This is a genomic window from Stenotrophomonas sp. FR010, assembly GCF_047520755.2.
GTDB lineage: Bacteria > Pseudomonadota > Gammaproteobacteria > Xanthomonadales > Xanthomonadaceae > Stenotrophomonas > Stenotrophomonas sepilia.
The window spans coordinates 21,576-47,383 of record NZ_JAXBQT020000031.1; the positions used below are offsets into that span (position 1 = coordinate 21,576).

Annotated in this window: 26 protein-coding genes; 22 read left to right on the top strand and 4 right to left on the bottom strand. The window is 63.6% G+C overall.

All coding sequences use genetic code 11. From position 1 onward, the window contains the following. Positions 1-22 precede the first annotated feature (22 nt). Genes ACM0PK_RS20035 through ACM0PK_RS20065 form a run of 7 tightly spaced genes read left to right on the top strand, consistent with a single transcriptional unit; the run spans position 23 to position 8,728 of the window. Positions 23-1,981, top strand: a complete 1,959-nt coding sequence (locus ACM0PK_RS20035) for a cytochrome c/FTR1 family iron permease (protein WP_043033508.1) — start codon at positions 23-25, stop codon at positions 1,979-1,981. Positions 1,982-2,005: 24 nt separating this feature from the next. Further along, positions 2,006-2,623: a cation efflux transmembrane domain-containing protein gene (locus ACM0PK_RS20040; RefSeq protein ID WP_005413376.1), complete on the top strand. Its 618-nt coding sequence runs from the start codon at positions 2,006-2,008 to the stop codon at positions 2,621-2,623. Then, the gene (locus ACM0PK_RS20045) at positions 2,620-2,976 is read left to right on the top strand and encodes a hypothetical protein (RefSeq protein WP_012480228.1); all 357 of its coding nucleotides are present in this window, start codon (positions 2,620-2,622) and stop codon (positions 2,974-2,976) included. The genes ACM0PK_RS20040 and ACM0PK_RS20045 overlap by 4 nt, the downstream gene beginning before the upstream one ends. Before the next feature lie 55 nt (positions 2,977-3,031). Beyond that, a complete protein-coding gene (locus ACM0PK_RS20050) occupies positions 3,032-4,309 on the top strand; it encodes a TolC family protein (RefSeq protein WP_043033510.1) in 1,278 nt (425 codons plus the stop codon). Further along, the gene (locus tag ACM0PK_RS20055; RefSeq protein ID WP_021201906.1) at positions 4,306-5,256 is read left to right on the top strand and encodes an efflux RND transporter periplasmic adaptor subunit; all 951 of its coding nucleotides are present in this window, start codon (positions 4,306-4,308) and stop codon (positions 5,254-5,256) included. Before ACM0PK_RS20050 ends, ACM0PK_RS20055 begins: the two co-directional genes overlap by 4 nt. A gap of 8 nt (positions 5,257-5,264) precedes the next feature. Further along, complete coding sequence (locus ACM0PK_RS20060) at positions 5,265-8,456, top strand: efflux RND transporter permease subunit (RefSeq protein WP_049402758.1); 3,192 nt, start codon at positions 5,265-5,267, stop codon at positions 8,454-8,456. Further along, positions 8,453-8,728 (top strand): hypothetical protein, encoded by a 276-nt coding sequence (locus ACM0PK_RS20065; RefSeq protein WP_019184735.1) that lies wholly within the window; start codon positions 8,453-8,455, stop codon positions 8,726-8,728. The genes ACM0PK_RS20060 and ACM0PK_RS20065 overlap by 4 nt, the downstream gene beginning before the upstream one ends. A 15-nt stretch (positions 8,729-8,743) precedes the next feature. Here the strand turns inward: ACM0PK_RS20065 and ACM0PK_RS20070 are convergent, their stop codons facing one another. Both ACM0PK_RS20070 and ACM0PK_RS20075 read right to left on the bottom strand, forming a co-directional pair. After that, a complete protein-coding gene (locus ACM0PK_RS20070; protein ID WP_043033512.1) occupies positions 8,744-9,841 on the bottom strand; it encodes a UvrD-helicase domain-containing protein in 1,098 nt (365 codons plus the stop codon). Then, entirely contained in the window at positions 9,819-11,399 is a 1,581-nt protein-coding gene (locus ACM0PK_RS20075; RefSeq protein WP_026070029.1) for an ATP-dependent nuclease, read from the bottom strand. Before ACM0PK_RS20075 ends, ACM0PK_RS20070 begins: the two co-directional genes overlap by 23 nt. A 274-nt stretch (positions 11,400-11,673) precedes the next feature. Here ACM0PK_RS20075 and ACM0PK_RS20080 point away from each other — a divergent pair, with 274 nt between their 5' ends. Then, entirely contained in the window at positions 11,674-12,726 is a 1,053-nt protein-coding gene (locus ACM0PK_RS20080) for a DNA-binding protein (protein ID WP_021201903.1), read from the top strand. A 20-nt stretch (positions 12,727-12,746) separates the two neighbouring features. Here the strand turns inward: ACM0PK_RS20080 and ACM0PK_RS20085 are convergent, their stop codons facing one another. Beyond that, a complete protein-coding gene (locus ACM0PK_RS20085) occupies positions 12,747-13,505 on the bottom strand; it encodes a hypothetical protein (RefSeq protein ID WP_231298593.1) in 759 nt (252 codons plus the stop codon). Between the two features lie 122 nt (positions 13,506-13,627). On the opposite strand from ACM0PK_RS20085, the gene ACM0PK_RS20090 reads away from it, so the two are divergent. The 13 genes from ACM0PK_RS20090 to ACM0PK_RS20150 all read left to right on the top strand — a co-directional run bounded on the left by ACM0PK_RS20090 (position 13,628) and on the right by ACM0PK_RS20150 (position 24,906). Beyond that, the gene (locus ACM0PK_RS20090) at positions 13,628-13,978 is read left to right on the top strand and encodes a helix-turn-helix domain-containing protein (RefSeq protein WP_043033515.1); all 351 of its coding nucleotides are present in this window, start codon (positions 13,628-13,630) and stop codon (positions 13,976-13,978) included. Between the two features lie 174 nt (positions 13,979-14,152). Next, positions 14,153-14,572 (top strand): transcriptional regulator CopL, encoded by a 420-nt coding sequence (copL, locus tag ACM0PK_RS20095; RefSeq protein ID WP_012480218.1) that lies wholly within the window; start codon positions 14,153-14,155, stop codon positions 14,570-14,572. Positions 14,573-14,685: 113 nt separating this feature from the next. Next, the gene (locus ACM0PK_RS20100) at positions 14,686-16,554 is read left to right on the top strand and encodes a copper resistance system multicopper oxidase (protein WP_012480217.1); all 1,869 of its coding nucleotides are present in this window, start codon (positions 14,686-14,688) and stop codon (positions 16,552-16,554) included. Then, positions 16,551-17,819: a copper-binding protein CopB gene (locus ACM0PK_RS20105; RefSeq protein ID WP_005413421.1), complete on the top strand. Its 1,269-nt coding sequence runs from the start codon at positions 16,551-16,553 to the stop codon at positions 17,817-17,819. The genes ACM0PK_RS20100 and ACM0PK_RS20105 overlap by 4 nt, the downstream gene beginning before the upstream one ends. Before the next feature lie 12 nt (positions 17,820-17,831). Continuing rightward, positions 17,832-18,602: a c-type cytochrome gene (locus ACM0PK_RS20110; RefSeq protein WP_005413420.1), complete on the top strand. Its 771-nt coding sequence runs from the start codon at positions 17,832-17,834 to the stop codon at positions 18,600-18,602. Beyond that, the gene (locus ACM0PK_RS20115) at positions 18,586-19,131 is read left to right on the top strand and encodes a nuclear transport factor 2 family protein (RefSeq protein WP_223224792.1); all 546 of its coding nucleotides are present in this window, start codon (positions 18,586-18,588) and stop codon (positions 19,129-19,131) included. Before ACM0PK_RS20110 ends, ACM0PK_RS20115 begins: the two co-directional genes overlap by 17 nt. Positions 19,132-19,145: 14 nt before the next feature. Continuing rightward, positions 19,146-19,670, top strand: a complete 525-nt coding sequence (locus ACM0PK_RS20120) for a DUF411 domain-containing protein (protein WP_012480214.1) — start codon at positions 19,146-19,148, stop codon at positions 19,668-19,670. A 70-nt stretch (positions 19,671-19,740) separates the two neighbouring features. Next, entirely contained in the window at positions 19,741-20,091 is a 351-nt protein-coding gene (locus tag ACM0PK_RS20125; protein WP_012480213.1) for a four-helix bundle copper-binding protein, read from the top strand. A 178-nt stretch (positions 20,092-20,269) separates the two neighbouring features. Beyond that, a complete protein-coding gene (gene copC, locus ACM0PK_RS20130; protein ID WP_005413416.1) occupies positions 20,270-20,653 on the top strand; it encodes a copper homeostasis periplasmic binding protein CopC in 384 nt (127 codons plus the stop codon). Between the two features lie 10 nt (positions 20,654-20,663). Beyond that, entirely contained in the window at positions 20,664-21,593 is a 930-nt protein-coding gene (copD, locus tag ACM0PK_RS20135; protein ID WP_017354978.1) for a copper homeostasis membrane protein CopD, read from the top strand. Between the two features lie 247 nt (positions 21,594-21,840). Beyond that, a complete protein-coding gene (locus ACM0PK_RS20140) occupies positions 21,841-23,976 on the top strand; it encodes a copper-transporting P-type ATPase (RefSeq protein ID WP_024957401.1) in 2,136 nt (711 codons plus the stop codon). A 28-nt stretch (positions 23,977-24,004) separates the two neighbouring features. Beyond that, positions 24,005-24,280, top strand: a complete 276-nt coding sequence (locus ACM0PK_RS20145) for a hypothetical protein (protein WP_005413412.1) — start codon at positions 24,005-24,007, stop codon at positions 24,278-24,280. 74 nt (positions 24,281-24,354) lie between these two features. Continuing rightward, positions 24,355-24,906, top strand: coding sequence for a DUF305 domain-containing protein (locus tag ACM0PK_RS20150; RefSeq protein WP_031269107.1), 552 nt, complete (start codon positions 24,355-24,357; stop codon positions 24,904-24,906). A 29-nt stretch (positions 24,907-24,935) separates the two neighbouring features. Here the strand turns inward: ACM0PK_RS20150 and ACM0PK_RS20155 are convergent, their stop codons facing one another. Continuing rightward, a complete protein-coding gene (locus ACM0PK_RS20155; RefSeq protein WP_005413410.1) occupies positions 24,936-25,142 on the bottom strand; it encodes an arginase family protein in 207 nt (68 codons plus the stop codon). Here ACM0PK_RS20155 and ACM0PK_RS20160 point away from each other — a divergent pair. Continuing rightward, positions 25,060-25,500 carry a TonB-dependent receptor gene (locus ACM0PK_RS20160; protein ID WP_229298439.1) on the top strand — a complete coding sequence of 147 codons (441 nt, stop codon included), beginning with the start codon at positions 25,060-25,062 and terminating at the stop codon, positions 25,498-25,500. The genes ACM0PK_RS20155 and ACM0PK_RS20160 overlap by 83 nt on opposite strands. The last annotated feature ends 308 nt before the right edge of the window (positions 25,501-25,808 follow it).

Here is a 25,808-nt window from a genome sequence, read left to right on the forward strand (position 1 = left end):
CGCGGCGCTGCATGTGACGACCATGCCACTGCCCATCGCCTTGATTCGCTACTGCCTGATTGCCTTGCTGATCGGCTGGGTTCTGCCCGCTTCTGCTCAGGCGGAGCCTGCCGCAGCAGACCTGCGCCAAACCTGGCAGATGCTCGATTACATCGCGGTCGACTACCCCGGCGCGGTCCAGGCCGGTCGCGTAATTGCCCCCAACGAATACGCCGAAATGAGCGAGTTTGCCGGCGCCGTGCGCAGTCAGCTGGCAGCATTGCCCAGTGGCCAGAACCAGCAGGAGCTGACGGCCCAGGCCGACCGCCTGGTCCAGGCGGTGGCAGAGAAGGCCGACCCGGCGCAAGTGGCAACGTTGGCGCGCGGGCTCGGCACGACGCTGTTGGCCCGCTACCCGATCGGCGCTGTTCCGGCGAGCGCGCCGAAGACCTCCCAGGCCGCGTCCATCTACAGCCAGCAGTGCGCGGCCTGTCACGGCCCCACAGGTCACGGTGATGGCCCCGCCGCGCAAGCGTTAAGTCCGCCGCCGATCGCGTTCACCGATGCCACTCGCGCCGCGCAGCGAACGCCGCTGTCGTTGTACGAGGTCATTTCCCAGGGTGTGCCGGGTACCGGCATGGTCAGCTTCTCTGGGCTGTCAGAAAGTGATCGCTGGGCGTTGGCATTCTATGTGGGCAGCTTGGGGTACTCCTCGCAAGCCAAGGCTCAAGGTGAGGCGTTATGGCGCACCAGTGCCGAGGCCCATACGCACATTCCCTCGCTCGAAGCGCTGACACGCACGCGAGAGGCCGATCTTGCCACCACGATGCCCGCCGATCAGGCAAACGCGATCATCGCCTACCTGCGTTCGCAGCCACAGGTAGTAAACGAAGCGGTACCAGGAGCCGATCGCTTTGCGGTGGCGCGGCAGCGACTGGCCGCCAGCCAGCGCGCTTACGCTGATGAGGACCTGGCTCAAGCCAAAAAGCTTGCGCTCTCGTCCTATCTGGATGGTGTAGAGCCGCTTGAACCCACGCTGGCCACGCGCAATCCGTCATTGCTGCGAGAGATCGAGACGGCCATGGCAGGCTACCGCGCGCAGCTGGATCAGCATGCGCCCGCGGCTGACGTTGCCGGGCAGGCAGCGCAAATTGCCCAGCTGTTTGATCGCGCGGACGTGGCGCTGCAGGACACCCGAATAGGCGCCAGCACCGCGTTTCTAGGCAGCTTTACCATCTTGGTACGCGAAGGACTGGAAGCGCTGCTGATCGTGATTGGTATCGTGGCGTTCTTGCGTAAAGCCGAGCGGTCTGATGTGTTGCCGTATGTGCATGCGGGTTGGATCTGCGCGTTGTTGGCAGGCGCAGCTACCTGGGCGGTGGCCACTTACTTTGTTGATATCAGCGGTGCGAACCGGGAAGTCACTGAGGGCGTCTCGGCCTTGTTCGCTGCCGCTGTCCTGCTCAGCGTAGGCATCTGGATGCACCAAAAGAGCCTTGCAGGGCGGTGGCAGGAGTACCTGCACGCCAAGCTGACGACTGCGCTGACACGGCGCTCGGCTGTTTTCCTGTTCATGCTGGCCTTTGTCGCGGTGTACCGCGAGGTGTTTGAGACGATCTTGTTCTACATCGCGATGTGGAGCGATCAGGCGTCCACCGCCATCCTCGCAGGCCTGGCGGCGGGAATCGCGGTGTTGGCTGCGGTGGCGTACTGGATGCTGCGCATGAGCAGGCGGCTGCCGATTGGCCGGTTCTTTTCGATCAGCTCGATTCTCATCGCGGTGATGGCGGTCATCCTGATCGGTAAAGGCGTGGCCGCGTTGCAGGAAGCGGGCTGGATCTCTCAAACACCGCTCGCGTTGCCGCGCATCGAGTGGATCGGCCTGTATCCCACCTGGCAGTCGCTGCTGGCGCAGGTATTGGTAGGCACCGCCGCCATCGTGGGGTTCCTCGCCAATGCCCGTTCCGGTGTGCGTAGACAGCCAGGCGCAAACAAGCAATGAAACAACACAGCAGAGGACCAAGACATGAGTGATTGCGGGTGCCACCACGAAGCCAAGAACAAGGAGGAGCGACGCATCCTCTGGATCGCCTTGGTCCTGAATGCAGCGATGGCCGTGATCGGCGGCATTGCCGGCTGGATTGCCCATTCCACCGGGCTGCTGGCTGACGCGCTGGACATGCTGTCTGACGCCACCGCCTATGCCATTGGCCTGGTCGCTATCGGGCGCACGGCGCGCTTCAAGGCCAACGCCGCGTGGGTCAGTGGCAGCGTGCTGCTGGTGCTGGGCGTAGGCGTGCTGGTCGAAGTCGGCCGCCGGGTGATGTACGGCGCCGAGCCGGTCAGCGGTTGGATGATCGGTACCGCTCTGGTCTCGCTGGCCGTGAACCTGAAGGTGCTCCGTATGCTCGCCCCCTTGAAGTCTGGCGAAGTGCATCTGCGAGCGACCTGGCTGTTTACCCGCGCCGATGTGGTGGCCAACGTTGGGGTGATTCTGGCCGGCCTGTTGGTGTGGTGGCTGGCCAGCCCCTACCCGGATTTCGTGATCGGCGCCCTGATCGGCCTGTATGTGATCAAGGAGGCTTTCGAGATCTTGGGTGATGCTCGCCGGGCGCGTGCCGACGCGCGCAAAACGCCTGCATGACAGCGCTTGGCCGGCTGAGCTGTGGCCTGCGCTGGCTGCTGCTGGCGCACTTGGCCGTGGGCCTTGTGACGCAGCCGGTGCTGGCAGTGGTTGGCGAGCTCCATGCTCAAACCCATCTGGCCGCGGCCGACCATGACCCGGCAGTGGCATCACCAGCTTCCGAGCGTGGCGTAGACGCCGCGCTGCACCGGCTACAGCAGCTGGTGCTGTGCTGTAGCCAGGCCGCGCCGGCTCCAGAAATAGTGTTGGCCATTGCTCATATCGGCCGGCATTGGCCGTCGGCGACAGCCCATGCGGACAGATATCGGCATGAGCACCTGCTCGCGCCGTTCCGGCCGCCGATCGCAGGGTGATGCGCGCCGGCGTGCGCCGGATCCCTGTTGGCTATCGAAAATTCTGGAGTACTTCATGCATGTGCGATTGGCGGCCCTGGCCGCGTGGCTACTGTTGAGCGCGGCGGCAACGCCGGCGACAGCAGAAGAGCTGATGACCTTGGACGACGCGTTTGCACGCGTGGCCCAAACCCACCCCGAGCTGCGCCTGGTCGATGCGCGAGCCACGGTGCTCGCTGCCGAGCGCGACCAGGCCGTGCAGCGGCCACCGTGGACGTTGGGGGCGGAGGTTGAAAATGCGCTGGGCACGGGCGCGGCCCGTGGCCTGGACAGCGCGGAGTTGACCTTGAGCCTGAGCTCGGTCCTGGAGCGCGGCGGCAAGCTCGACGCCCGCCGCACCTTGGCCCAAAGCCGGATTGATGCACTGGCCGTGCAGCGCGAGACCAGGCGGCTGGACCTGCTCGCCGAGACGGCGCAGCGCTATTTGGCCGTTGTCGGTGCCGACCGGCAACGCAGCCTGACGAACATGGATGTCGGCCAGCGCCAGCGGACCGTCGCCGCTGCCCGGCAGCGCCTGCAGGCTGGCGCGTCTCCCGAATCGGTGATGCTCACCGCACAAGCAGCACTGGCGAGAGCAGAGTTGACCCGTGATCGGGCCGAGCAGCAGCGCATTGCCGCCCGGCAGCACCTTGCTGCCCTCTGGGGCGAACGTGCTCCGAGCTTCGAGGTGGCCGCGGCGGATCCCATGACCCTGCCGGCGATCGCGTCCATGCAGTCGCTGGCCGAGGAATTGGAGCGCACTCCCGAGTTGGCGCAGTTTGCCGATGCCCGCCGGATCGCGCAGGCACGACTGCAGCTGGCGCGTTCGGCGGCCTCGCCGGACTTGTCGTGGCAGCTGGGCGTGCGCCGCCTGCAGGAGACTGACGACACCGCGCTGGTGGCCAGCCTGTCCATGCCACTGGGCAGCCGCAGCCGCGCGCAGCCGGAGATCCGCGCCGGCGAAGCCGAGCTGGAGGTTCTGACGATCGAGCGCGAGGCCAAGGGCCTGTCGCTGTATTCCACGCTGGTCGAAGCCCATGGTCGCTACACCGTGGCGCAGGCCGAGGTGGCACGGCTGCAAGGCGAGGTGCTGCCGAAGTTGGCCCGGGCTGAGAAGGCCGCCGAGCGCGCCTATCGCGCCGGCGCGATCAGCTACCTGGAATGGGCACAGCTGCAGTCCGAACGCACGGCCATGGCCCAGCAGCAGCTGGACGTGGCGCTCGATGCGCAGCGCGCCCTGATCGAAATTCAACGCCTGACCGGCCAAGCGCTTGTCGCGCCGCCGGCGGCTGCTTCCACCGGAGAGACCCCATGAATCGCTTTTCTTGGACCGCACTGGGCATGGCCCTGATGATGCTGGCCGCCTGCAACGCGTCGGCCCCCAACGAAGCGTCCGAAGGCGGCGCCGCCGCTGAGGGCGAAGAGCACGGCGAGCACGAGGAAGCGCCGCTGGAAACCAAGATTGCCGCCAAAGCTGCGCAGGCAGCGGGTATCCAGGTCGCACCGGCAGGCCCCGGTGAGATTGCTGACGAGCATGAGGTGCAAGGGCTGTTGACCCCGATTGACGGTCGCATCGCGCAGGTCACGGCACGCTTCCCCGGACCGGTCCGCTCCGTGCGTGCGGGCGTGGGTGATCAGGTACGGGCCGGCCAGGCACTGGCCACGGTAGAGAGCAACCTGAGCCTGACCACCTATACCGTCACCGCGCCGATCAGTGGCGTGGTCATGGCGCGCACGGCCGCCGTAGGCATGGCCGCCGCTGAGGGCGCGCCGCTGTTTGAGGTCGCCGACCTGTCCACGCTGTGGGTGGACCTGCACATCTTCGGCGCCGACGCCCAGCACATCGGTGCTGGCGTGCCGGTGACGGTTACCCGCTTGAGCGATGGCGTCACCGCACAGACCACCTTGGAGCGCGTCCTGCCCGGCACCGCCACCGCCAGCCAAAGCACCATTGCGCGCGGCACGGTGGCCAACACCGATGGCCTGTGGCGGCCGGGGTCGGCGGTCAAGGCGCGGGTCACCGTGGATCGCCAATCGGCAGCGTTGGTGGTGCCGATCACGGCGCTGCAGACCGCAGAAGACCAGGACGTGGTCTACGTGCAGCAGGGCGAAACCTACCACACCCGGCCGGTGAAGCTGGGGCGCCGCGACGCCGAACGCGCCGAAGTGCTGGAAGGCCTCAAGGCCGGTGAACAGGTGGTGGTGGCCCAAAGCTTCCTGATCAAGGCCGACATCGAAAAGTCCACCGTGGAAGAAGAATGAGGCCCGCCATGCTCGAACGCCTCATTGGGCTGTCCATCCGCCATCGCTGGCTGACGCTAGTGCTCACCGCTGCGCTGGTTGCGCTGGGCGTGTGGAGCTACCGTCACCTTTCCATTGACGCCACACCCGACATCACCAACGTCCAGGTCCAGATCAACACCCAGGCCCCGGGTTACTCGCCGCTGGAGGCCGAACAACGGGTCACCTTTGCCATCGAAACGGCCATGGCCGGTCTGCCCAAGCTGGACTACAGCCGCTCGCTGTCGCGCTACGGGCTTTCGCAGGTCACCGTCGTCTTCAAGGACGGCACCGACCTGTACTTTGCCCGCCAGCAGGTCGCCGAGCGCCTGCAGCAGATCGCCTCCCAGCTTCCCGAAGGGTTGGACCCGGAAATGGGGCCGATCTCCACCGGGTTGGGCGAGATCTTCATGTACACCGTGGAGGCCGAGCCCAACGCTCGCAAGCCCGACGGCACCCCGTACACGGCCACGGACCTGCGCACCCTGCAGGACTGGGTGATCCGGCCGCAGCTGCGCACCACGCCCGGCGTCACCGAGGTCAACACCATCGGCGGCTTCGAGCGGCAGATCCACATCACTCCCGATCCAGCTCAGTTGGTGGCGCTGGGCTTCACGTTGAACGACGTGGTCGCCGCGGTCATGCGCAACAACCAGAACATCGGCGCCGGCTACATCGAGCGCAACGGACAGCAGTTCCTGGTGCGCGTGCCGGGCCAGCTAGCCAATCTGGAGGCAATCGGCAACATCGTGCTGGACCGGCGCGATGGCGTGCCCATTCGGGTGCGCGACGTCGCTAGCGTGGGCGAAGGCAAGGAGCTGCGCACGGGCGCGGCCACCCAGAATGGCCACGAGGTCGTGGTCGGTACCGCCTTCATGTTGTTCGGCGCCAACAGCCGGGAAGTCTCCCAGGCGGCCGCGGCCAAGCTGGATGCCGCCAACGCCAGCCTGCCTGCCGGCGTCCATGCCAAGGCCGTCTATGACCGCACCGCGCTGGTGGATCGCACCATCGGCACGGTGTCCAAGAACCTGATCGAGGGCGCGCTGCTGGTGGTGGTGGTGCTGTTCCTGCTGCTGGGCAATGTGCGCGCCTCGTTGATCACCGCGGCGGTGATCCCGTTGGCGATGCTGTTCACCATCATCGGCATGGTGCGTGGCGGCGTGTCGGGCAACCTGATGAGCCTGGGCGCGCTGGACTTCGGCCTGATCGTGGACGGGGCGGTGATCATCATCGAGAACTGTCTGCGCCGGTTCGGCGAGGCGCAGCACGCGCTAGGCCGCCAGCTCAACGATGAAGAGCGCTATGACCTGACCGCCTCGGCCACCGCCGAGGTGATCCGTCCCAGCCTGTTTGGCCTGGGCATCATCGCCGCGGTCTACCTGCCGATCTTCTCGCTGTCCGGGGTAGAAGGAAAAATGTTCCACCCGATGGCGATCACGGTGGTGCTGGCCCTGACCGGCGCCATGGTGTTGTCGCTGACCTTCGTGCCGGCGGCGATCGCCAGCTTCCTGCGCGGCCGTGTGGCTGAGCACGACAACCGCCTGATGCGCTGGTCGCGTGCCCGTTATACGCCGCTGCTGGATTGGGCCCTGCGTCGGCGCGTGGTGGTGCTGGCCGGCGCGGCCGTGCTGGTGGTGGGCTGTGGCGTGCTGGCCACCCGCTTGGGTTCGGAGTTCGTGCCGAGCCTGGATGAGGGCGACATCACCTTGCAGCCCATGCGTATTCCCGGCACCAGCTTGGAGCAGTCGGTGGCCATGCAGGAAACGCTGGAGAAGCGCCTGGCCCAGTTCCCGGAGGTGGCCAACATCTTCTCAAAGATCGGCACCGCCGAGGTGGCCACCGATCCTATGCCGCCGTCGATGGCCGACACCTTCCTGATGCTCAAGCCCCGCGACCAGTGGCCCGACCCGCGCAAGCCCAAGGCCGAGCTGGTGGAAGAGCTGGAGGCGGCGGCCAAGGAAATCCCGGGCAGCAACTACGAGTTCACCCAGCCCATCCAGATGCGCACCAACGAGTTGATCTCCGGCGTCCGTTCGGACGTGGCGGTCAAGGTCTACGGCGACAACCTTGACCAGTTGACGCGCCTGGCCAGCCGGGTCGAGCGGGTCATGCGTAGCGTCCCCGGCGCCGAAGACGTCAAGGCCGAGCAGGTCTCCGGCCTGCCGCTGCTGACCATCACGCCAGATCCGGCGGCATTGGCACGGTATGGCCTGAACCCGGGCGATGTGCAGGAAACGGTGGCCACCGCCATTGGGGGCAGTGTTGCCGGCCAGTTGATCGAGGGCGACCGCCGCTTCGACCTGGTCGTGCGCCTGCCCGAAGCGCAGCGCCAAGACCCCGCTGTGCTGGCAGATCTGCCCATTCCGCTGCCGGCAAGCACCAGTGTCGATGAGTCCAGCCGTCTGGCCGCCGGCGCCAATGGGGGGCCTCGCACGGTGCCGCTGCGGGAAGTGGCGAAGATCCAGGTAGAGCGCGGGCCCAATCAGATCAACCGCGAGAACGGCAAGCGCCGCGTGGTGATCACCGCCAACGTGCGCGAGCGCGATCTGGGCGGGTTCGTCGGCGAGTTGCGCACACGCATCGGCCAGGATGTCGCGCTTCCAGAGGGCTACTGGATCGATTACGGCGGCACCTTCGAGCAGCTGATCTCGGCCACCCAACGCCTGGGCGTGGTCGTTCCGGTGACACTGGCGTTGATCTTCGCTCTGCTATTCATGGCCTTCGGCTCGGCCAAGGATGCGGCCATTGTGTTCAGTGGCGTGCCGCTGGCGCTGACCGGCGGTGTGCTGGCACTGGCTCTGCGCGGGATTCCGTTGTCGATCTCTGCCGGCGTGGGCTTCATCGCGCTGTCGGGCGTGGCCGTACTCAACGGGCTGGTCATGATCGCCTTCATCCGCCGTCTGCGCGAACAGGGCGATCCGCTAGACGACGCTGTGCGCGACGGCGCCCTTGGACGCCTGCGACCGGTGTTGATGACCGCCCTGGTAGCCTCGCTGGGCTTCCTACCCATGGCCTTGAATGTCGGTGCTGGCTCGGAAGTGCAGCGGCCGCTGGCCACTGTCGTCATCGGCGGCATCGTCTCATCCACCGCATTGACCTTGTTGGTGCTGCCGGTGCTCTATCGTTGGCTGCATCGCGACCGAGCTCCCCGCGCCGGTAGCACTGCTTTGGAGTCCCCATGAACGAGCTCAACCTGGAACAGGTCCGTGCGGCGATGTTTACCGACCCGGGCGTGAAAGCGGTGGACGACCTGCGCCTGGTCGCCGGTGAGCATGGCCGTGCGATCGCGGCCACCATCACGGTCGCGGCGCCCTCGGTCGACCTGGACCTGGTGCATGCTGTGATTGCCCAGGTCCTGGCCGATCAATTCGGCATCGATCAGATCATGCTGTGTTTCAACGACCCGGGCCCGGTACCGCCGCCGCCCACCGCGGCGCCGTTAAAGAAGATGTGATCGCAGCCCCTGGCTCTATGCGTCTGCGCTGGCAGGCGCATAGAGCTGATGACCCGGCAACGCGCACGCGCCGGCATACACAAAGGCCACGCTTTGCCGCGCCCGGGTGAAGGCCACGTAGTATTTCGGCGGCGCGGTGATACGCGCTGCATCGGCCGTGCGCAGGTACTGCGTCAACGGCCCGTTCGGAAAGATGAGGACCCGACTGTAGGTGCGGCCCTTGCACTGCCCAAAGTTCACCGCCGGCAGTCCGTCGCACGCCTGCCGCCGGTCATGCCGGAGCACGGTGGGGGCGAACTCCTGCATGTACGCGGCCACATCCCCTGGAGCGACGAGGTAGATGCCATCGTGTCCGGTGACCTCGCCATTGCCTGATTGGGTCCGCGGCATCTGCGGATAGAGCGTGTCAGCCATATCGCACAGGGCCTGGACGCAGCGCAGACTGGTGAGGCGGTGATCCAGCCGGCATAAGCCGTCGGCCTCCCAAATCTGAAACAGCGCTGCCAGATTCGGACCACGGTATTGGCTGTACCTTTGCGCATAGTTGGTCGCATACGTGGCTTGGCGCGTATCGCCTACCAACGTGATGGCAATCTCGCTCTTCAACAGCCGTTCGACCAGATCCAGATCAAAGCCGGCCAGATCCTGGACTTCGTCGATGTAGAGCTCGTCGTACATCGCCGCCAATCGCGCCACGACCTGGCCTTGGGTCAGCTCATCGCAGCGCACAGCGAAATCGGCCGCTCGGTCCGAATACATCCGGTTGCCCGCCAGGTAGTGGCGCGCCACCTGGGTGCGTGGGGCGCGGTTGTTGGTGACACCTTCTACGAACAGGATGGTCTCGATGCGAGGCTCAGGGCAAAGCGCAGCCTGGTACGGGCGAATGCACTGGCGCAGCAGAAAGCCATACCAGCTGTGCAAGGTGACATGCGCGGGGACCGCGCCTGCGTGGGCCTCAAACGAGCGCCGGATCTCTTCCAGGTTTTCCAGCGTGTAGGTGACAATCGCGATGCGGCGCTCAGGTCGCTCCAAGGCCTGCCGGACCAGCAACGTGGTCTTGCCCGAGCCGGCTGCCGAGAGCAGGACCCGGTTAGGTGATGGCACGCTGGACATAGTCCGGGAACCTGATCGAGTGCGGGCTATTGAAAATCGCCAAGGCCGTATCGGTCTTATGGCCCTTCATGTACTTGAGCAGCGCCACCTCATCGGCAAAGGCCTTGCCCAGCACGGTATTGAGTTCGGCCAGCGAGTTGGCTTTGATCAGCTGCTCTTCCAGCGAAGGGGCGCTCTCGTCGGAATCGTAATAGATCGCGTTGATGTGCTCGGCATAGCGCTCTTGCACAACTGCGATATCACCGTCGTTGTCGGTGATCACCTTGGCCTGAATCCTCAGTCGATCGGCAATCTGCAAGAAGCGTTTGAATGCCAACGACTTGACCGAAATGATGTCTACGCCGTGAGCCATCGGCGCCACGCCGTGATGGTCACTGTAGGCACGCTGCACGATCAGTTCGTCGGAAGGGCCTTCCACCAGGATCGCCTGCTTGGCCAGGATCAACCGCAGCGTGTCGTGGCCCGGCAGCTTCATGAAATAGTCGTGGGTATCGCTGGGCAGCTGGTCCAGCTTCATCTGGCCTTGCGCGCTGAACAGGATCACGTTGTCCACGCCCAGCTTGTTCAACACGAAGCTGCTGTGGGTGGCGATGATCACCTGCTGGGCGGTGGAGAGGGCCGCAATCTTGTCGATCAGCTGGGTCATGCTGGAATAGGACAGATGGTTCTCCGGCTCCTCGATCAGCAGCACGTGAGCCGCGCCGGCCGCGTGCATCGCCAGCTTCATCTTCACCGCGCTTTGCTCGCCCTTGCCGGCCTGGGTGAACGGGAGCTCATCCAGGTAGGGTGACAGGCTGGTTTCCCACGTTGAGCGCGGCGATGTGTCCACGCCTACCGTCAATGCCCTGTGGCTGATGTCCCCGGTGTGCTCGGTCAAGTAGGCATTGATCGCTGCCACATCCGCTTCTTCGGAAAAGCTCTGCCGCATGCGGCGGAAGCTCAGCGACAGCGAGACGCGCTGCGCAGGCGTCAGTGCCTGCTCGATGATGCCGGCGATATAGCGATCGGCACCGGACAAGGTCTTGATGCCGTGCGTGTCGATGATGGTCGAGTCGAACGGAATACTACGGGCGGTGACGCCATTGTTGGCGAAGGAGTACCAGCGCACCGTGTAGTACTCCACCGGCAGGCTGACCGCGCCCTGGTGCTGCTGCAGGTAGGCGTTGAACTCCTCGCGGTAGTCGTCGTTGAGCTCGACCAGCAGCCGGATGCCGGCGGTATCCAGACGCAGGGAGTTGTTGGTGCCGCGTAACGACGCCAGCGCGGCGTCGGCGCCCAGATAGGCTTCGATGGAGATCCGTGGCGGCGAGGCCGGCGTGCCCGTGGCAAGCGCTCCCAAGTACTCCTGCACCGTGGGCTGGTGGAACAGGTAGGGCGTGAGCTCGTAGGCAAGATTGCGCCCATGCAGCTGGCCGGTGACCACCGCGTGGATGGCCTCCAGCAGGGTGGATTTACCGACCTCGTTGTCGCCCACCACCAGGTTCATGTGGGCATTGAGGGGCAGGTCCAGATGGCGAAACGACTTGAAGTTGTCGATGACGATACGTTCGATCGGCATGCACAGTCCTATGATGGCCAACGGGCTCGGTGGCGGAGCCTGCCTGCACCCTGGCTGGCCTCCTTTCCGCTCTGGGCCATACTACCCAGCGATCGCCGGCCCTGGGCGGTTTCGTACTGCTTGGGACGCCGGGAAGGGTCAGAATCCGCCTTACGCGGGATAATTCAATATTATCCCGTATAACTATTTTCGCCGACGAGCGGTCGTCTACCTGCTTTAATAGTATGTAATTACATGGTATGTAATACATTACGAAATAAAGTGAGGTGGCACGATGGCGCGCGCAGGACTCTATAAGAGTGACGTCCAGAAGGCGCGCGACGCGCTGCTGGCCCAACGCAAGAAGCCGTCAGTCGACGCGGTGCGAGTGGCCTTGGGCAACACGGGCTCCAAGACCACGATCCACCGCTACTTGCGTGAACTGGAAGGAGAGGAAGGCGGCGGTCCGGCGAGGACGGTAGCCGTTAGTGATGCTTTGCAGGACTTGGTTGCGCGCTTGGCCTCGCGGCTCCAGGAGGAAGCAGAGGCCATCCTCACCCAGGAGCGTGAGCGCCATCAGGCTGAGCTCCACAGTCGGCAACAGGCGCTTTCCGGTGCCCAAGAGGAGGCTGCCGCCTTGAGCAGTCGGCTGCAGCGCACCGAAGCAAGCCTGCACCAAGAGCAAGCTGCTCACGCCCTCCTTCAACAGAATCTAGGTGACAGGATCGCGGAAATCGCCCAGTTGAACGAGCGCATCGCTGGCATGACGGTGCGGCTGGCTGATCATGAGGCGCATACGCGTTCTCTGGAGGACAAGCATGCCCATGCCCGGGAAGCGCTTGAGCACTACCGCACTTCAACCAAAGAGCAGCGTGAGCAAGAGCTTCGCCGTCACGAGCATCAGGTCCAAGAGCTGCAAGTAGCCTTACGTCAGGCCAATGAAGCCTTGGGCGCGAAGAATCAGGAGCTGTTGGTGCTGAACCGCGACAATGGTCAATGGCTGGAGCGCCACGGGCGGATTGAGCGTGAGCTTGCCCAGCTACGACAGGCCCACGAAGGCCAACACAGCGAGGTCGTGGCGTTGCGCCAGACCGCGACGGACTATTTGGCACTGCAGGAGCGCTGGAAGACTGACGCCAAGACCTTGGATACCATGCGCAACGAGCTAGCTCAAGTTCAAGACACCCTTGCGCGGGAGCGTGAGCGCCGCGAGAGCGCTGAAGCCGATGCGTTGCGTGCCAATGCACGTCTTGAAGCGCTAGAGCCTCTACTGAATCAACTGACGCCAGCACAAAATGCGGTGAAGAAAACTCGGCGCGGCCATGCGCAAGATGGGGGAGCCGACTGACGAGGCTGCTCGTTTGTCTGCTAGCGGCTGGGGTGGCGCTCACCTGTCCAGTACGCCCATTCCATAGGGACGACCCAATCTACAAACAGTTTGGCTACTGAGGACTCCGGTGCCAAATGATAGGGCTTGAACATGCCTTGCTCGGGCGAACTGGTCATCAGGTAGCGCAGGCGCTTCTGGACCTCCTGAAAGATGGCTTCCCGCACATGGGCGCTGTCGTGCACGCCAAGACGCATCGCCACCGAGGCACCTTGGCGTACCGCCGCCCAGCAGCAGTAACGCCACCGCGCGATCGGCAAGCCCCGCGGTCCGGATTGAAAGACGAACCCCACATCACGTGCCCAGCCTGGGTCGAAGTGATGTTTGAGCAATTGCTGCTCCAGAAACTGCTCGGTCTCCCAGAGTGCAAGTTCATCCCACAGCTCCAGTTTCGCGTCCGCCAAGTCTACATCGTGTGCCATATCGCCGAGTTGGTCTTCCAGCACCGGGAGCAGGTGCCTGCGCTCGTGGGTAGACCAGGCGAAAGCACATTGCGGATCTTCGATGGGCGTGACCTCGGCATCGGGGCGGATCTGCCATCGATCCGCTGGCCAGGGAACTTGGATCAAGGCCAAGTCTCGCAGCGTGTCCAGCACCAGCAAGGTGGAGCGGCGTGTGGGCGCCACCGGTAGGCGTCGTAGCTGCGCGGCTAACAGTGCGGCTAGGAAAAGGGTGCCACGAAGGCCCAACTCCTCGATGCTGGCGACCCCAGATGGCGTCATTGACGAGGTTCCGGGCATGCGGTTTCCGGGGATGAGGGAGCGGCGTGGCTCCTGGGGGGGGGGCGGCGCTACCGGTGTCGCCGGTTGCCTCAAAGCTAAGAATATCTTAGTATGCAAGGCTGGGTACATCCGCCATCCTTATGGGGTCTCCATGGGGTGCGCGCGTGACTTTGTCCGTCGACTCAACACCGACCTTCGCTCGACGCCTCAAACAAGCCCGCCTGCACACGGGTTTGTCGCAGAAGGAGTTGGGCATCCGGGCCGGTCTGGATCCTCACGTGGCCAGCCCCCGAATCAACCAGTACGAGCGTGGCAAGCACGAGCCCATGCTGGAGATTGCTGAGCGGTTGGCCCAAGCGTTGGGGATCCCCGCCGCCTTCCTTTACACCGACGATGATCTGCTGGCCAAGTTGCTCCTGCGCTGGGGCTCGCTAAGCAAGCAGCAGAAGCGCGAGTTGGTGAAGCTGATCGAGGCCACGCCCGAGAAGTAAACCGAACAAGCGCTCGCCCTATGGGCAACTCTTCGCCTCAACCCGCCCTTTGGGCGCTTCTGGAGGGAGCTGCAGTGTCCGCGGCTAGTGCGACTGACAAGTCGCGACATCTCAGGCTTACTTGAGATTTTGTTCACGACCGATACACACGCGCCTTGTCTAAAGTGATATACCATGTCGCCCGTGTCAGCCTCCTCACTTCTACTGCGACTGTTCCTGATCGCCATGCTCGTGCTTAACGGCGCGTGGTCGGCGTTTGCGTCCGTCAGTATGAACCCGGTCATGGAAGAGCAGGCCAGCGAAGTGGCTGCCGCGGTGCAAGTCGACGAAGACTGCTTCGCCCATCACAGTGCTGAGCATCATCCCGATGCCACATCGATTGAAAAGGCTGGCACTGGGCATGGCGACCATGCCGGTCCCGACTGTTGCAAGTCTTCTGCGTGCCGGTGCGCCTGCGTACACGCTTGCGCGAGCGCACTTCCTGCGCGCCTGCATGTTTCGGTGCAACTGGCCTTGGGCCTGGATGTCATGCCGCTGCCCCTAGGGCATGCGGCACCTGCCTTGCCTCATCTGATCCGACCACCGATCGGCTAAGCGTCCCTAGGCGCCGCAATGGCGCCGTTGGTGTGGCTTGCATGCCTGTTTAGGCCAGCCGCCCGCTCTGTACCACCGCCCGCCGGTGGCAACACGACGCTTGGAGCATTTTCATGTCGCATGATGATTTTCGTGGTCCACGCGGTGGACCGCTGCTGCCTTCGCGGCGGCGATTTGTCCAAGGCTTGGCCTTGGGAGGCGCAGTCGCAGGATTAGGTTTCTGGCCCAAAGCCAGTTGGGCGCTCAAGGGGCCGGGACAACCCAACGTACTATCGGGCACTGAGTTTGACCTGACCATTGGCGAGACGCCGATGAACTTCACCGGCAAGACCCGCACCGCGATCACGGTCAACGGGTCCGTTCCGGCGCCGTTGCTGCGGTGGCGGGAAGGCACCACGGTCAACTTGCGCGTCTCTAATGCATTGCCCGCTAACTCCATCCATGGCGCGGACACCTCCATCCATTGGCACGGCATCATTTTGCCGGCCAACATGGACGGCGTGCCGGGTCTGAGCTTTGACGGTATCGGACGTGGTGAGACCTACCACTACCGGTTCACCCTGCATCAGGGCGGAACCTACTGGTACCACAGCCACTCAGGGTTCCAGGAACAAGCCGGGCTCTATGGCCCGATCGTCATCGACCCATTGGAGCCGGAGCCCTTCAGTTTCGATCGCGACTACGTCGTGATGCTGAGCGATTGGACAGACCTGGACCCGACGGCCCTGTTCGATCGTTTGAAGAAGATGCCGGGCCATGACAATTACTACAAGCGCACGGTCGGCGATTTTGCGCGCGATGTGAAGCGCAACGGCCTGTCGGCCACGTTGGAAGATCGCAAGATGTGGGGCGTGATGCGGATGACGCCCACGGACCTGTCCGACGTCAACGCCAACACCTACACCTACCTGATGAACGGCACGACCTCACTGGGCAACTGGACCGGTTTGTTCCGCAGTGGCGAGAAGGTGCGCCTGCGTTTCATCAATGGCTCTGCCATGACGTACTTCGATGTGCGTATTCCGGGGCTGAAGATGACCGTGGTGGCGGCAGATGGCTTGTATGTCCATCCGGTTTCCGTCGACGAGTTCCGCATCGCGGTAGCAGAAACCTTCGATGTGATCGTGGAGCCCTCCGGGCAGGACGCATTCACCATCTTTGCCCAAGACTCCGGTCGCACCGGCTACATCAGCGGCACGCTCGCTGTGCGCGAAGGATTACGCGCGCCCGTTCCGTCTGTGGATCCCCGGCCGCTGCTGACGATGGCAGACATGGGCATGGATCATGGGTCGATGGATATGTCTGGCGGCAGCAAGGGCATGGAAGGCGGCTGTGGTGCGGCCATGGGCATGCCTGGCATGACCCCACCTGTCAGCGGTAACGCGACCTCGGCCCATGCAGGCCATGCGATGCCCGCCGCCGGCGATGGTGCCATGGCAGGCATGCAGCACGGGGGCATGCAATCACACCCTGCTAGCGAGACCAACAATCCCCTGTTGGACAACCAAGCCATGAGCGTGAGTTCGCGCTTGGATGATCCGGGCAATGGCCTGCGCGATAACGGCCGTCATGTGCTGACGTATTCCATGCTCAAGAGCACCTTTGAAGACCCTGACGGACGCGACCCCGGTCGCGAGATCGAGCTGCATCTGACCGGACACATGGAGAAATTCTCCTGGGGCTTCAACGGTCAGAAGTTTTCCGATGTCGAGCCGCTGCGGCTGAACTACGGCGAGCGTATGCGCATCGTATTGGTTAACGACACGATGATGACCCATCCCATCCATTTGCACGGCATGTGGAGTGACGTGGAGGACGACAACGGCAACTTCATGGTGCGCAAGCACACGGTGGATATGCCGCCAGGTAGCCGACGCACGTATCGCGTGCGTGCCGATGCGTTGGGCAGCTGGGCGTTCCATTGCCACCTGCTTTATCACATGGAAGCCGGAATGATGCGCACGGTGAGGGTCGACGAATGAACATCAATAGACGCGATACCACCCTGACTGCGCTGACGGCTATCTCGCTGGCCCTGGCCAATGCGGCCAGCGCCCAATCTATGCAGCACGGCTCCATGCAGATGGAGCAGGGCGCGCAGACCCAGACTCAGGATCACTCTGCACATCAGGCACCGACATCAAAACCTGCGCCAGCCCAAAAGCCTGCAACACCGGCCAAGACGAGCGAAGCGACGATCGATCATGCGGCGATGGGCCACGCCGAGCCGCAGGCTAACGCAGCCGAGCCTGCCATGCAGGGCATGGACCATTCGCAGATGGGGCACGGCTCGCCCGCGAGCACACCTGCGGCGCCCACAGCGCAGGCGCAGTCGATGCAGGGCATGGATCACAGTCAGATGGCACAGCCCGCTGCAGCCGACACCTCCGGCACGGCCACGCCTGCGATGCAGGGGATGGACCATTCGCAGATGGGCCATGATTCGCCCGCGCCCGCTACACCAGAAGCGGGAATGCAATCGATGGAGGGCATGGACCACAGTCAGATGGGACACGGGCCTGCAGCGCCAACGCAGCCGCGCACCCCGATTCCCGCGGTGACGGACGCGGATCGCAAGGCGGCCATCGCGCCGGAACACGCGCATCCGGTGCATGACAACTCGATCAAGAGCTACGTGCTGCTCAATCGCCTGGAAACCTGGGATGCCGATCCGGGCACCGGGCTGGGCTGGGAGGGCCAGGGCTGGATCGGTACGGACCTCAATCGCGTCTGGCTCCGCAGTGAAGGCGAACGCACGGATGGTCAGACCGAGTCGGCTGATCTGGAAGTGCTTTACGGCCGCAGTATCTCCACGTGGTGGGATGTGGTGGCCGGTGTGCGTCATGACTTCAAGCCTGGGGCATCGCAGAACTTCGCCGCTATCGGTGTACAGGGCTTGGCGCCGATGAAGTTCGAAGTGTCCGCCACAGCCTATCTCGGCGAAGGGGGCCAGACTGCCGCCAATGTCGAGGCCGAGTACGAATTGCTGCTAACCAACCGGCTGATCTTGCAGCCGCTGGTGGAAGTCACCGCCTATGGCAAGAACGATCCATTGCGCGGGATAGGTTCGGGTCTGAGTGCCGCTGAGGCGGGGCTACGACTTCGCTATGAGTTCACCCGAAAGTTCGCTCCCTACATCGGCGTGGTGTACGAGCGCGCGTTTGGCAATACCGCAGACATGCGACGCGAGCATGGCGAGTCCTTTGAAGACACGCGCTTGGTCATCGGCCTTCGTACCTGGTTCTAAGGGGAACTGACAATGAAATCCAACAAAAAGATGTGGGTATGGCTCGGTGCCGGCGTGGCATTGGTTGCGGTGGTCGCAACCGCCACGCTCTCTCTGGGCGTGTACAACGTGGCCGCCGACGATCCGCATAGTCGCCCGGTGTATGCGCTACTTGAAACGGCGCGCGAGCGTTCCATTGAGGTGCGCGCCGCCAAGCTTCAGCTACCCACGAACCTTGATGATCCTGAGCGTATCCGCCAGGGTGCGGGCAACTACAACGCCATGTGCGTGACCTGCCATCTTTCACCAGACGCGGCGGCCACCGAGATGAGCAAGGGCCTGTACCCCGCGCCACCGAACCTAAGCAAACAGCCGGTCGCTCCAGCTGAGGCGTTCTGGGTGATCAAGCACGGCATCAAGGCCAGCGGCATGCCCGCTTGGGGCGGCAGCATGGACGATGAGTTCATATGGAACATGTCGGCCTTCCTGCAGAAGTTGCCCACGCTGGACGCGACTGCGTACAAGGAACTTGTCGACAGCAGCGAGGGCCATTCGCATGGCGGCGGCGAGACGCAAGGCCACCATGACGACGAAAAGGCCGAGGATCACCCTGCCTTATTCGAGCCGGGCAACAACTCCATGCCGCATGCGCACCCGCCGGGCGTGGACGACGATCACCACGGCCCGACACCCAGCGACACGGAAGTCGGGTTGGTGAGCCACGGCCATCCCGACGGCAAGGTGGAGTCGCACCCTGCACCACACACGCCCGTGGCCGATGACGGCCATGCGCACCCCCATTGATCTTCTTGGAGCCCACGCAATGAACGCAACAGCAATCTCGTTCACCCTCGCACTGGCACTGGCCGTCGTGTCCCCCGCAATGGCGCAGGCGACACAGCCGCACGCACATCACCCCGCTGCCGCGGCATCTGCGGACGTCGACGTCCCAGTCACTGCAGAGGCCGCGGTCGCCGTAGCGGAGCGTTTCAACAGGGCCCTGTCTAGCGGCGATCTGGCCACGGTCGAAGCCCTGCTCGCTGCCGACGTTCTCATCCTCGAGTCCGGGGGCGCCGAACGCAGCCGCGAGGAATACATGGGCCATCACGCAGTCAGCGATGCTGCGTTCCTCAAGGGCGCCCATCGCCAGCTGCTCCGTCAGCGCGCACGAGCCGCTGGCGAGTTCGCGTGGGTCGGAACCGAAAGCGAGTTGCATGCCCAGAAGGACGGCCAGCCACTGACCGTCCAGAGCGACGAGACGATGGTGCTGAAGGAGACCGCGGACGGCTGGCGGATCGTCCACATCCACTGGTCCTCGCGGACCAAGCGCTGAGTCGAGAGATTGAAATGACTACGCTCACATTGCACCGTCTGACTTTTGTGGTCCTTGCCGTGGCTGGTCTGGGTGCTTGCACCCAGGATGCTTCATCCGCGCAACCCACAACCTCGCCCTCCGCACAGGTTGTCGTCCAATCAGCCGACGCGACTCCAGCAGCCCTGCCACGCATGACCGTCCACAAGACCCCGACCTGCGGGTGCTGCGGTGTCTGGATCGACCACGTGCAGAAGGCGGGATTCACCGTGGATGTGCACGACATGGATGACCTGGGTCTGGTCAAGGAGCGGTTGGGTGTCCCCTATGCAAAGGGCTCCTGCCACACGGCCGAGATCGGCGGATACGTCATCGAAGGCCACGTTCCGGCCGCGGACATCAAGCGTCTCCTCGAAGAAAAGCCGAACGCACGCGGCCTGGTCCTCCCAGGGATGCCGCTTGGTTCTCCGGGCATGGAGGTCCCGGAGGGACGCCAGCAGCCGTTCACGGTCGAGCTGATACATCGCGACGGAACCACTGAACCGTTCGCACAGCACTGATCCGTCGCAGCAACAGGGGACGGTGTTGCGGGCGCGCCGATTCTCGCCCGCGAGGAAGAAGGAGAACTACATGACTCACCATTCCGCAGCACACCGGCCCCAGGCCATGAACGAGTGCATCGACAACTGCACGCAATGCCATGCGATCTGCCTGGAGACCATCAACTACTGCCTGACCAAAGGAGGTGTTCACGCGGCCCCGGAGCACATCGCGCTGTTGGCGACGTGTGCCGATACCTGCGCAACCAGTGCCGACGCGATGCTGCGCGGTGCCAGCGTTCACGACGTGGTTTGCGGTGCCTGCGCGGAGATCTGCCGCCAGTGCGCCGATGCATGCGACGCCATGAACGACCCTGAGATGACGCGCTGCGCCGAAGTTTGTCGCCGCTGCGCGGAAAGCTGCAGCGCCATGGCAGCGTAATGCGTCGAGGATCCCGCCTGAGCCGGTGGGATCCTCGTCTCGCGAAAGCGGAAGTATCAAGAAAATCCGACAAATCGTGGTTTCAGTGACAGTCCGACATCTAACGCTTGTCGCGTCGAACACAGCGCGGCCCCTCCCGAACGGGCTTTGCATCACATTCCAATGAGGATTTATCCATATGAAGTCGTCCAACGTCATTCGCTCCTTCGCGCTCGTCCTCGCAATCGCGGCCGGGCAGTTTTCGCTGCAGGTCGCGCACGCCCACGCCGCGCTGCAGCAGTCCACACCGGCGGCAAATGCGGTGGTGGCCTCGCCAGGCCAGATCGATCTCGTGTTCAACGAGACATTGATTCCGCGGGCGTCGCGTCTCAAGTTGCTCATGAAGCACGGCAGTTCCACCATGCCGATCGAGAATTTCACGACCGAGATCGTCAACAACGGCAAGACCCTGCGTGCCAAGTTGCCTGGACCGCTGGCTCCGGGCGTCTATACCGTGGAATACCGCGCCGTCGGTGGTGACAACCACCCCATGCCGGGCAGCTTCAGCTTCACGGTGCGCTGAGGAGTCGCGAATGTTCGACCTGTCGGCTTATGCACTGAGATTCTTGGAATACCTTGTCATCATGGTTCTTTTCGGGGTTCCACTCTTCGGTTGGTACGGGTCGCGTCGATCGGCACTCGCCGACGCCTTGGCCGGGTGGTCACTCATGGGCGTTCTATTGGCGGGTGCCGTAGCCGGTCTCGTGCTCACCGGGCTCGATGTCGTCTTCAAGACCGCGGGCATCATGGGAATGCCGCTTGCCGAGGTTGATCGCGCATCGCTTGGCTGGTATCTGCTCGAGACGTCCGCGGGCCGGGCAGCCATGGCGAGAGGCGCGCTGCTGGTCGCCCTGATGTTCGTGCTCGGATGGCATCGTCGCCGCGGGAAGGTGGAGACCGCCTTCCCGCTGGGGGCGATGCTGGCGGGCGGCGCACTCGCTTCGCTGGCATGGAACGGCCACGCCGCCGCTGGCGAGGGCTTGGCAGGCGCGGTCCGGCTTGCTGCAGGCATCGTCCATCTTCTCGCGGCAGGCGGCTGGATCGCAGCGGTCCTGATGTTCCTTGCCATGCTGCTGCGCGGCAAAGAGACGAACGGCAGCGGGCGTCTGCGATCAACGCATGACTTTCTGCATGGTTTTTCGACGCTGGGAACGATCTTCGTTGGTGCGCTCATCGTGTCCGGCATCGCGCACTACGGGGATCTCACCGCGTGGTCGTTTTCGGCCCTGTTCCAGAGCACCTACGGGAAGTTGCTGCTTTTCAAACTGGCCCTGTTCGCTGGAATGCTGGGTTTGGGAGCGCTGCACCGATGGACGCTGGTGCCGCGCTTGGAACGAGCGCTGACCAGCGGAGATCCCGCGCAGGAGGTGCGGGCTTTGCGGCAGAGTGTTACGGCTGAGGCCGCGCTGGCCATCTTGATCCTGATTGTTGTTTCAGTGCTCGGGACGCTCAGCCCCGAATAGCTGTGTAACCCGCAATGGCACACTGCCTTGGCAGTCCATCCCCACTAAAGCGAGCATCGGCATGAACTCACCGTCGTCCCATGACCATCACCATTCTGCAGGCGCAGCCCCTGTCGAGGCTGCGGATGGACGGGTCATCACCAATCCCGTCCGCTATACGGACGATGCTCCCCAGCAAGTTGAAGTGACCGCCCCAGCAGCGGTGGCCCAACCCAGCGGTACCCACGCCACGGTCTACACCTGCCCGATGCATCCGCAGATTCGTCAGCCAGGTCCCGGCACCTGTCCGATCTGCGGCATGGCGCTGGAGCCGGAGATGCCCTCGCTGGAGGAGGACGACAATCCAGAGTTACGCGATTTCACCCGAAGGTTCTGGTGGACGTTGCCTTTGACGTTGATCGTCCTGGTCTTGGCCATGCTGGGACACCGTCTGCCCGGCTTGTCCACGCAGGCGCGCACCTGGATTGAGCTCGTGCTGAGCGCCCCGGTGGTGCTCTGGGCGGGGTGGCCTTTCTTTGAGCGCTGCCTACAGTCCATCGGCAATCGCAGCCCCAACATGTGGACGCTGATCGGCATCGGCGTGGCCGCCGCGTTTGGCTACAGCGTGGTGGCCACCGTGGCACCGGACCTGTTTCCGGACTCTTTCCGCGAGCATGGACGGGTAGGGGTCTACTTCGAGGCGGCAGCGGTCATCGTCTCGCTCACCCTGCTCGGACAGCTGCTGGAACTGCGGGCGCGTTCCAAAACCTCGGCGGCCATCAAGTCCCTGCTGGGATTGGCGCCCAAGACGGCTCGCCGCGTCAAACCCGATGGGGGCGAAGAGGACGTTGCGCTGGATCACGTGCACGTGGGTGATCTGCTTCGCGTACGACCGGGCGAGAAGGTGCCGGTCGATGGGGAAGTCATCGAAGGCCGCGCCAGTGTCGATGAGTCGATGCTGACCGGTGAACCCATTCCGGTGGAGAAGGCTGTCGGTGATCACGTTATAGGCGCCACGCTCAACGGGACGGGCGCCTTAGTCATCCGGGCGGACAAAGTCGGATCCGGGACGGTACTGGCGCAGATTGTGCAGTTGGTAGCCCAAGCCCAGCGCTCCCGCGCGCCGATGCAGCGTATGGCGGACAAGGTGGCGTACTGGTTTGTCCTGGCCGTGCTGGCCACGGCGGTGCTCACGTTCTTCGGATGGGGTCTGTTTGGACCCGAACCGTCCTGGACCTTTGCCGTCCTCAATGCCGTATCGGTTCTGATCATTGCTTGCCCGTGTGCCTTGGGTTTGGCTACCCCCATGTCGATCATGGTCGCCACTGGCCGCGCTGCGCAGGTCGGGGTCCTGTTCCGCGATGCTCAGGCGATCGAGCAGCTACGTCTGATCGACACGTTGATCGTGGACAAGACCGGTACGTTGACCGAGGGGCGTCCAGCCTTTCGCGACACGCTCTCCAACGCCGGCTTCGACGCCGATCAGATCCTTTGTTTGGCCGGCAGCTTGGAGCAGGGCAGTGAGCACCCCTTGGCCGAGGCCATCGTGGCTGAAGCCCAGCGACGTGGCTTGAACCTGGTGGCCGCCCAAGATTTTGATTCGCTCACCGGCCAAGGCGTCCGCGGGCGCGTGTCCGATCAGGATGTCGTGCTCGGCAACCAAAGCCTGATGGCGTCGGTTGGCGCCGATGTAGCACCTTTGCAAAGCAGCGCCGAGCGTCTTCGGAAAGAAGGCGCTAGCGTGATGTTCCTGGCGGTCAATGGTCGGTTGGCCGGCGCCATTGCGGTGGCTGATCCCATCAAAGCCACGACCTTGCCTGCCTTGAACCTGCTACGTGCCGATGGCCTGCACGTGGTGATGGCCTCCGGTGACGCACAGGCGACGGCCGAGGCCGTGGGGCGCACGCTGGGCATCGAGGATGTGCGTGGTGGCGTCAAGCCGCAGGACAAGGCCGACCTGGTCCAGCAACTCAAAGCCCAGGGTCGTCGCGTGGCCATGGCTGGCGATGGCATCAACGATGCGCCGGCCCTGGCGGCAGCCGATGTGGGCATCGCGATGGGGACGGGCACGGATGTGGCCATGTCCAGCGCCCAGCTCACCCTGGTCAAGGGTGATTTGAGGCGCATCGTGCAAGCCCGTGCCATCTCGTCTTTGACGGTGGCCAATATGAAGCAGAACCTGGGCTTCGCCTTCGTCTACAACGCCATCGGCGTGCCTATCGCCGCCGGCTTGCTGTATCCCAGCTTCGGCCTTTTGCTCAGTCCGATGATGGCGGCCCTGGCCATGAGCCTGAGCTCGGTTTCGGTGGTCACCAATGCCCTGCGTTTGTCCGGCTCCACCGTTGTTGCCACCCCCCACCCTGACCGCGCCGATGAGCCTGCGCGCGGCCATTCCTGTCACTGATGGCTCATATCCCACAAGGAGTACTGCAATGAAGCGTTATGCCTCCCTCTCGATGATGGCCTTGTTCCTGATGGCGGGCGCGGCCTTCGCCGGCGGCCAGACCACCACGCCCACCACCGACCACGGTCAGCACAAGCCGGCGGCGGCCGATGCCGATTTCACCAAGCTCGATGCCAACAAGGACGGCTCGCTGTCCAAGGAAGAACTGGCCAAGCACAAGCTGGCGCCGCACTTTGGCATGCTCGATAGCAACAAAGATGGCAAGCTGAGCCCGCAGGAATTCGCTGCCGGCAAGGGTATGTAAGTGTTCTCAGCCCGGGAGCTGTTCCAACAGTTCGCGGGTTCTTCCGCCGTTCTGCCATTCCCACGGAGATTGTTATGTCCTCTTCGCACGGTACGCACGAAAACGCGCAAGACCCGCAGTCCCAGCACGCAAAACCGCACGCCTCACACCAACCTGCCCACCAGGCACAACAAGGGCATCAAGGCCATTACGGCCGCCTGTTGTTGATGATGGGCCTGTCTTTCGTGGCCATGTACGCATTGATGTACGCAATGGTCGATCAGTGGGCTAACGTCTATAACAACGTGAACCAGTTCTACATGGCGGGCCTGATGGCCGCTCCCATGCTGCTGATCGAGCTGTGGCTAATGTCCAGCATGTACCCCGATCGCCGACGCAATCTGATTCTGGCTGGTCTGACGGTGGCGTTCATGCTGTTCTGCTGGTGGGGCATTCGCACTCAAGCAGCGGTCACTGACAAACAGTTCATCCGTTCGATGATTCCCCACCACGCTGGCGCCATCCTGATGTGTGAGGAGAATCGTCTGAAGGATCCTGAGTTGGTGAAGCTCTGCCAGGACATTATTACCTCGCAGACACAGGAGATCGCGCAAATGAAGCAGTTGCTGGCTGAGCGTTCCCATTAGCTCACTGCCTTTTGCCAGCCGATATCACTTCACTGAGCCTGCGCACTGACCATTCGGTGGATCAAACGCGCGGCCACACGTGCGGTGGCTTGATCCGGATCCAGGGGCGGACACAGTTCCGCCACGTCGACCACACGTACCTTGCCCGAGGCCATGACCAGATCCAGCAGGGCTTCCAGGACCTCCAGACTCACCCCGCGTGGGTTGGGGGCGCTCACGCCCGGGGCCACCACCATTGAGTACGCCGGCAAGATCACCAGCGGCTTGGGTAGCTACACCCAGTGGCGTGGCTTGGGCTCACTGCGTATGGGCAAGAACCGTTGGACCGGCGTCTATTCGGCGCAGTACATCGGCAGCGCGGACGACATCATCGCCGTGCCCGACACGATCGGCTCGCATGTGTCCAGCGTGGTGTACCACAGCCTGCAACTGAGCTACGGCATCAAGAAGAAGTGGGATATCTCCGCCGGCGTTGAAAAAGTGCTCGATAAGAAGGCGCCGTTCGTGAAGAACAACCCCAACACCGACACCGACACCATGACGTACGACTTGCTGGGTCGTCGCTGGAATGTCCGCTTTGGTTACCACTGGTAAGCCACGATCACGAGGAGCTACACATCATGAGAAACACGCAACTATCCGCCACACTACTGCTGTTCGCTGTGGCCGGCAGTGCCGGTGCGCACGACCTGTTTGTCGCTTTCTCCAAGCCTGGCACCGCAGCGGGCGAGGCGAACACAGCGTTGGTGAACAATGGCACCTTCGATGAAAGTGCAGGTGCAGTCACCCGAGCGCGTCTACAGGACGTTGGACCGACCAGAGTTCCATAGACACTCAGTCGCCGCTCTGCGCGTAGCGCTTTTCGAACTCTACCGGTGACATGCCGCCAGCGGAACCATGCC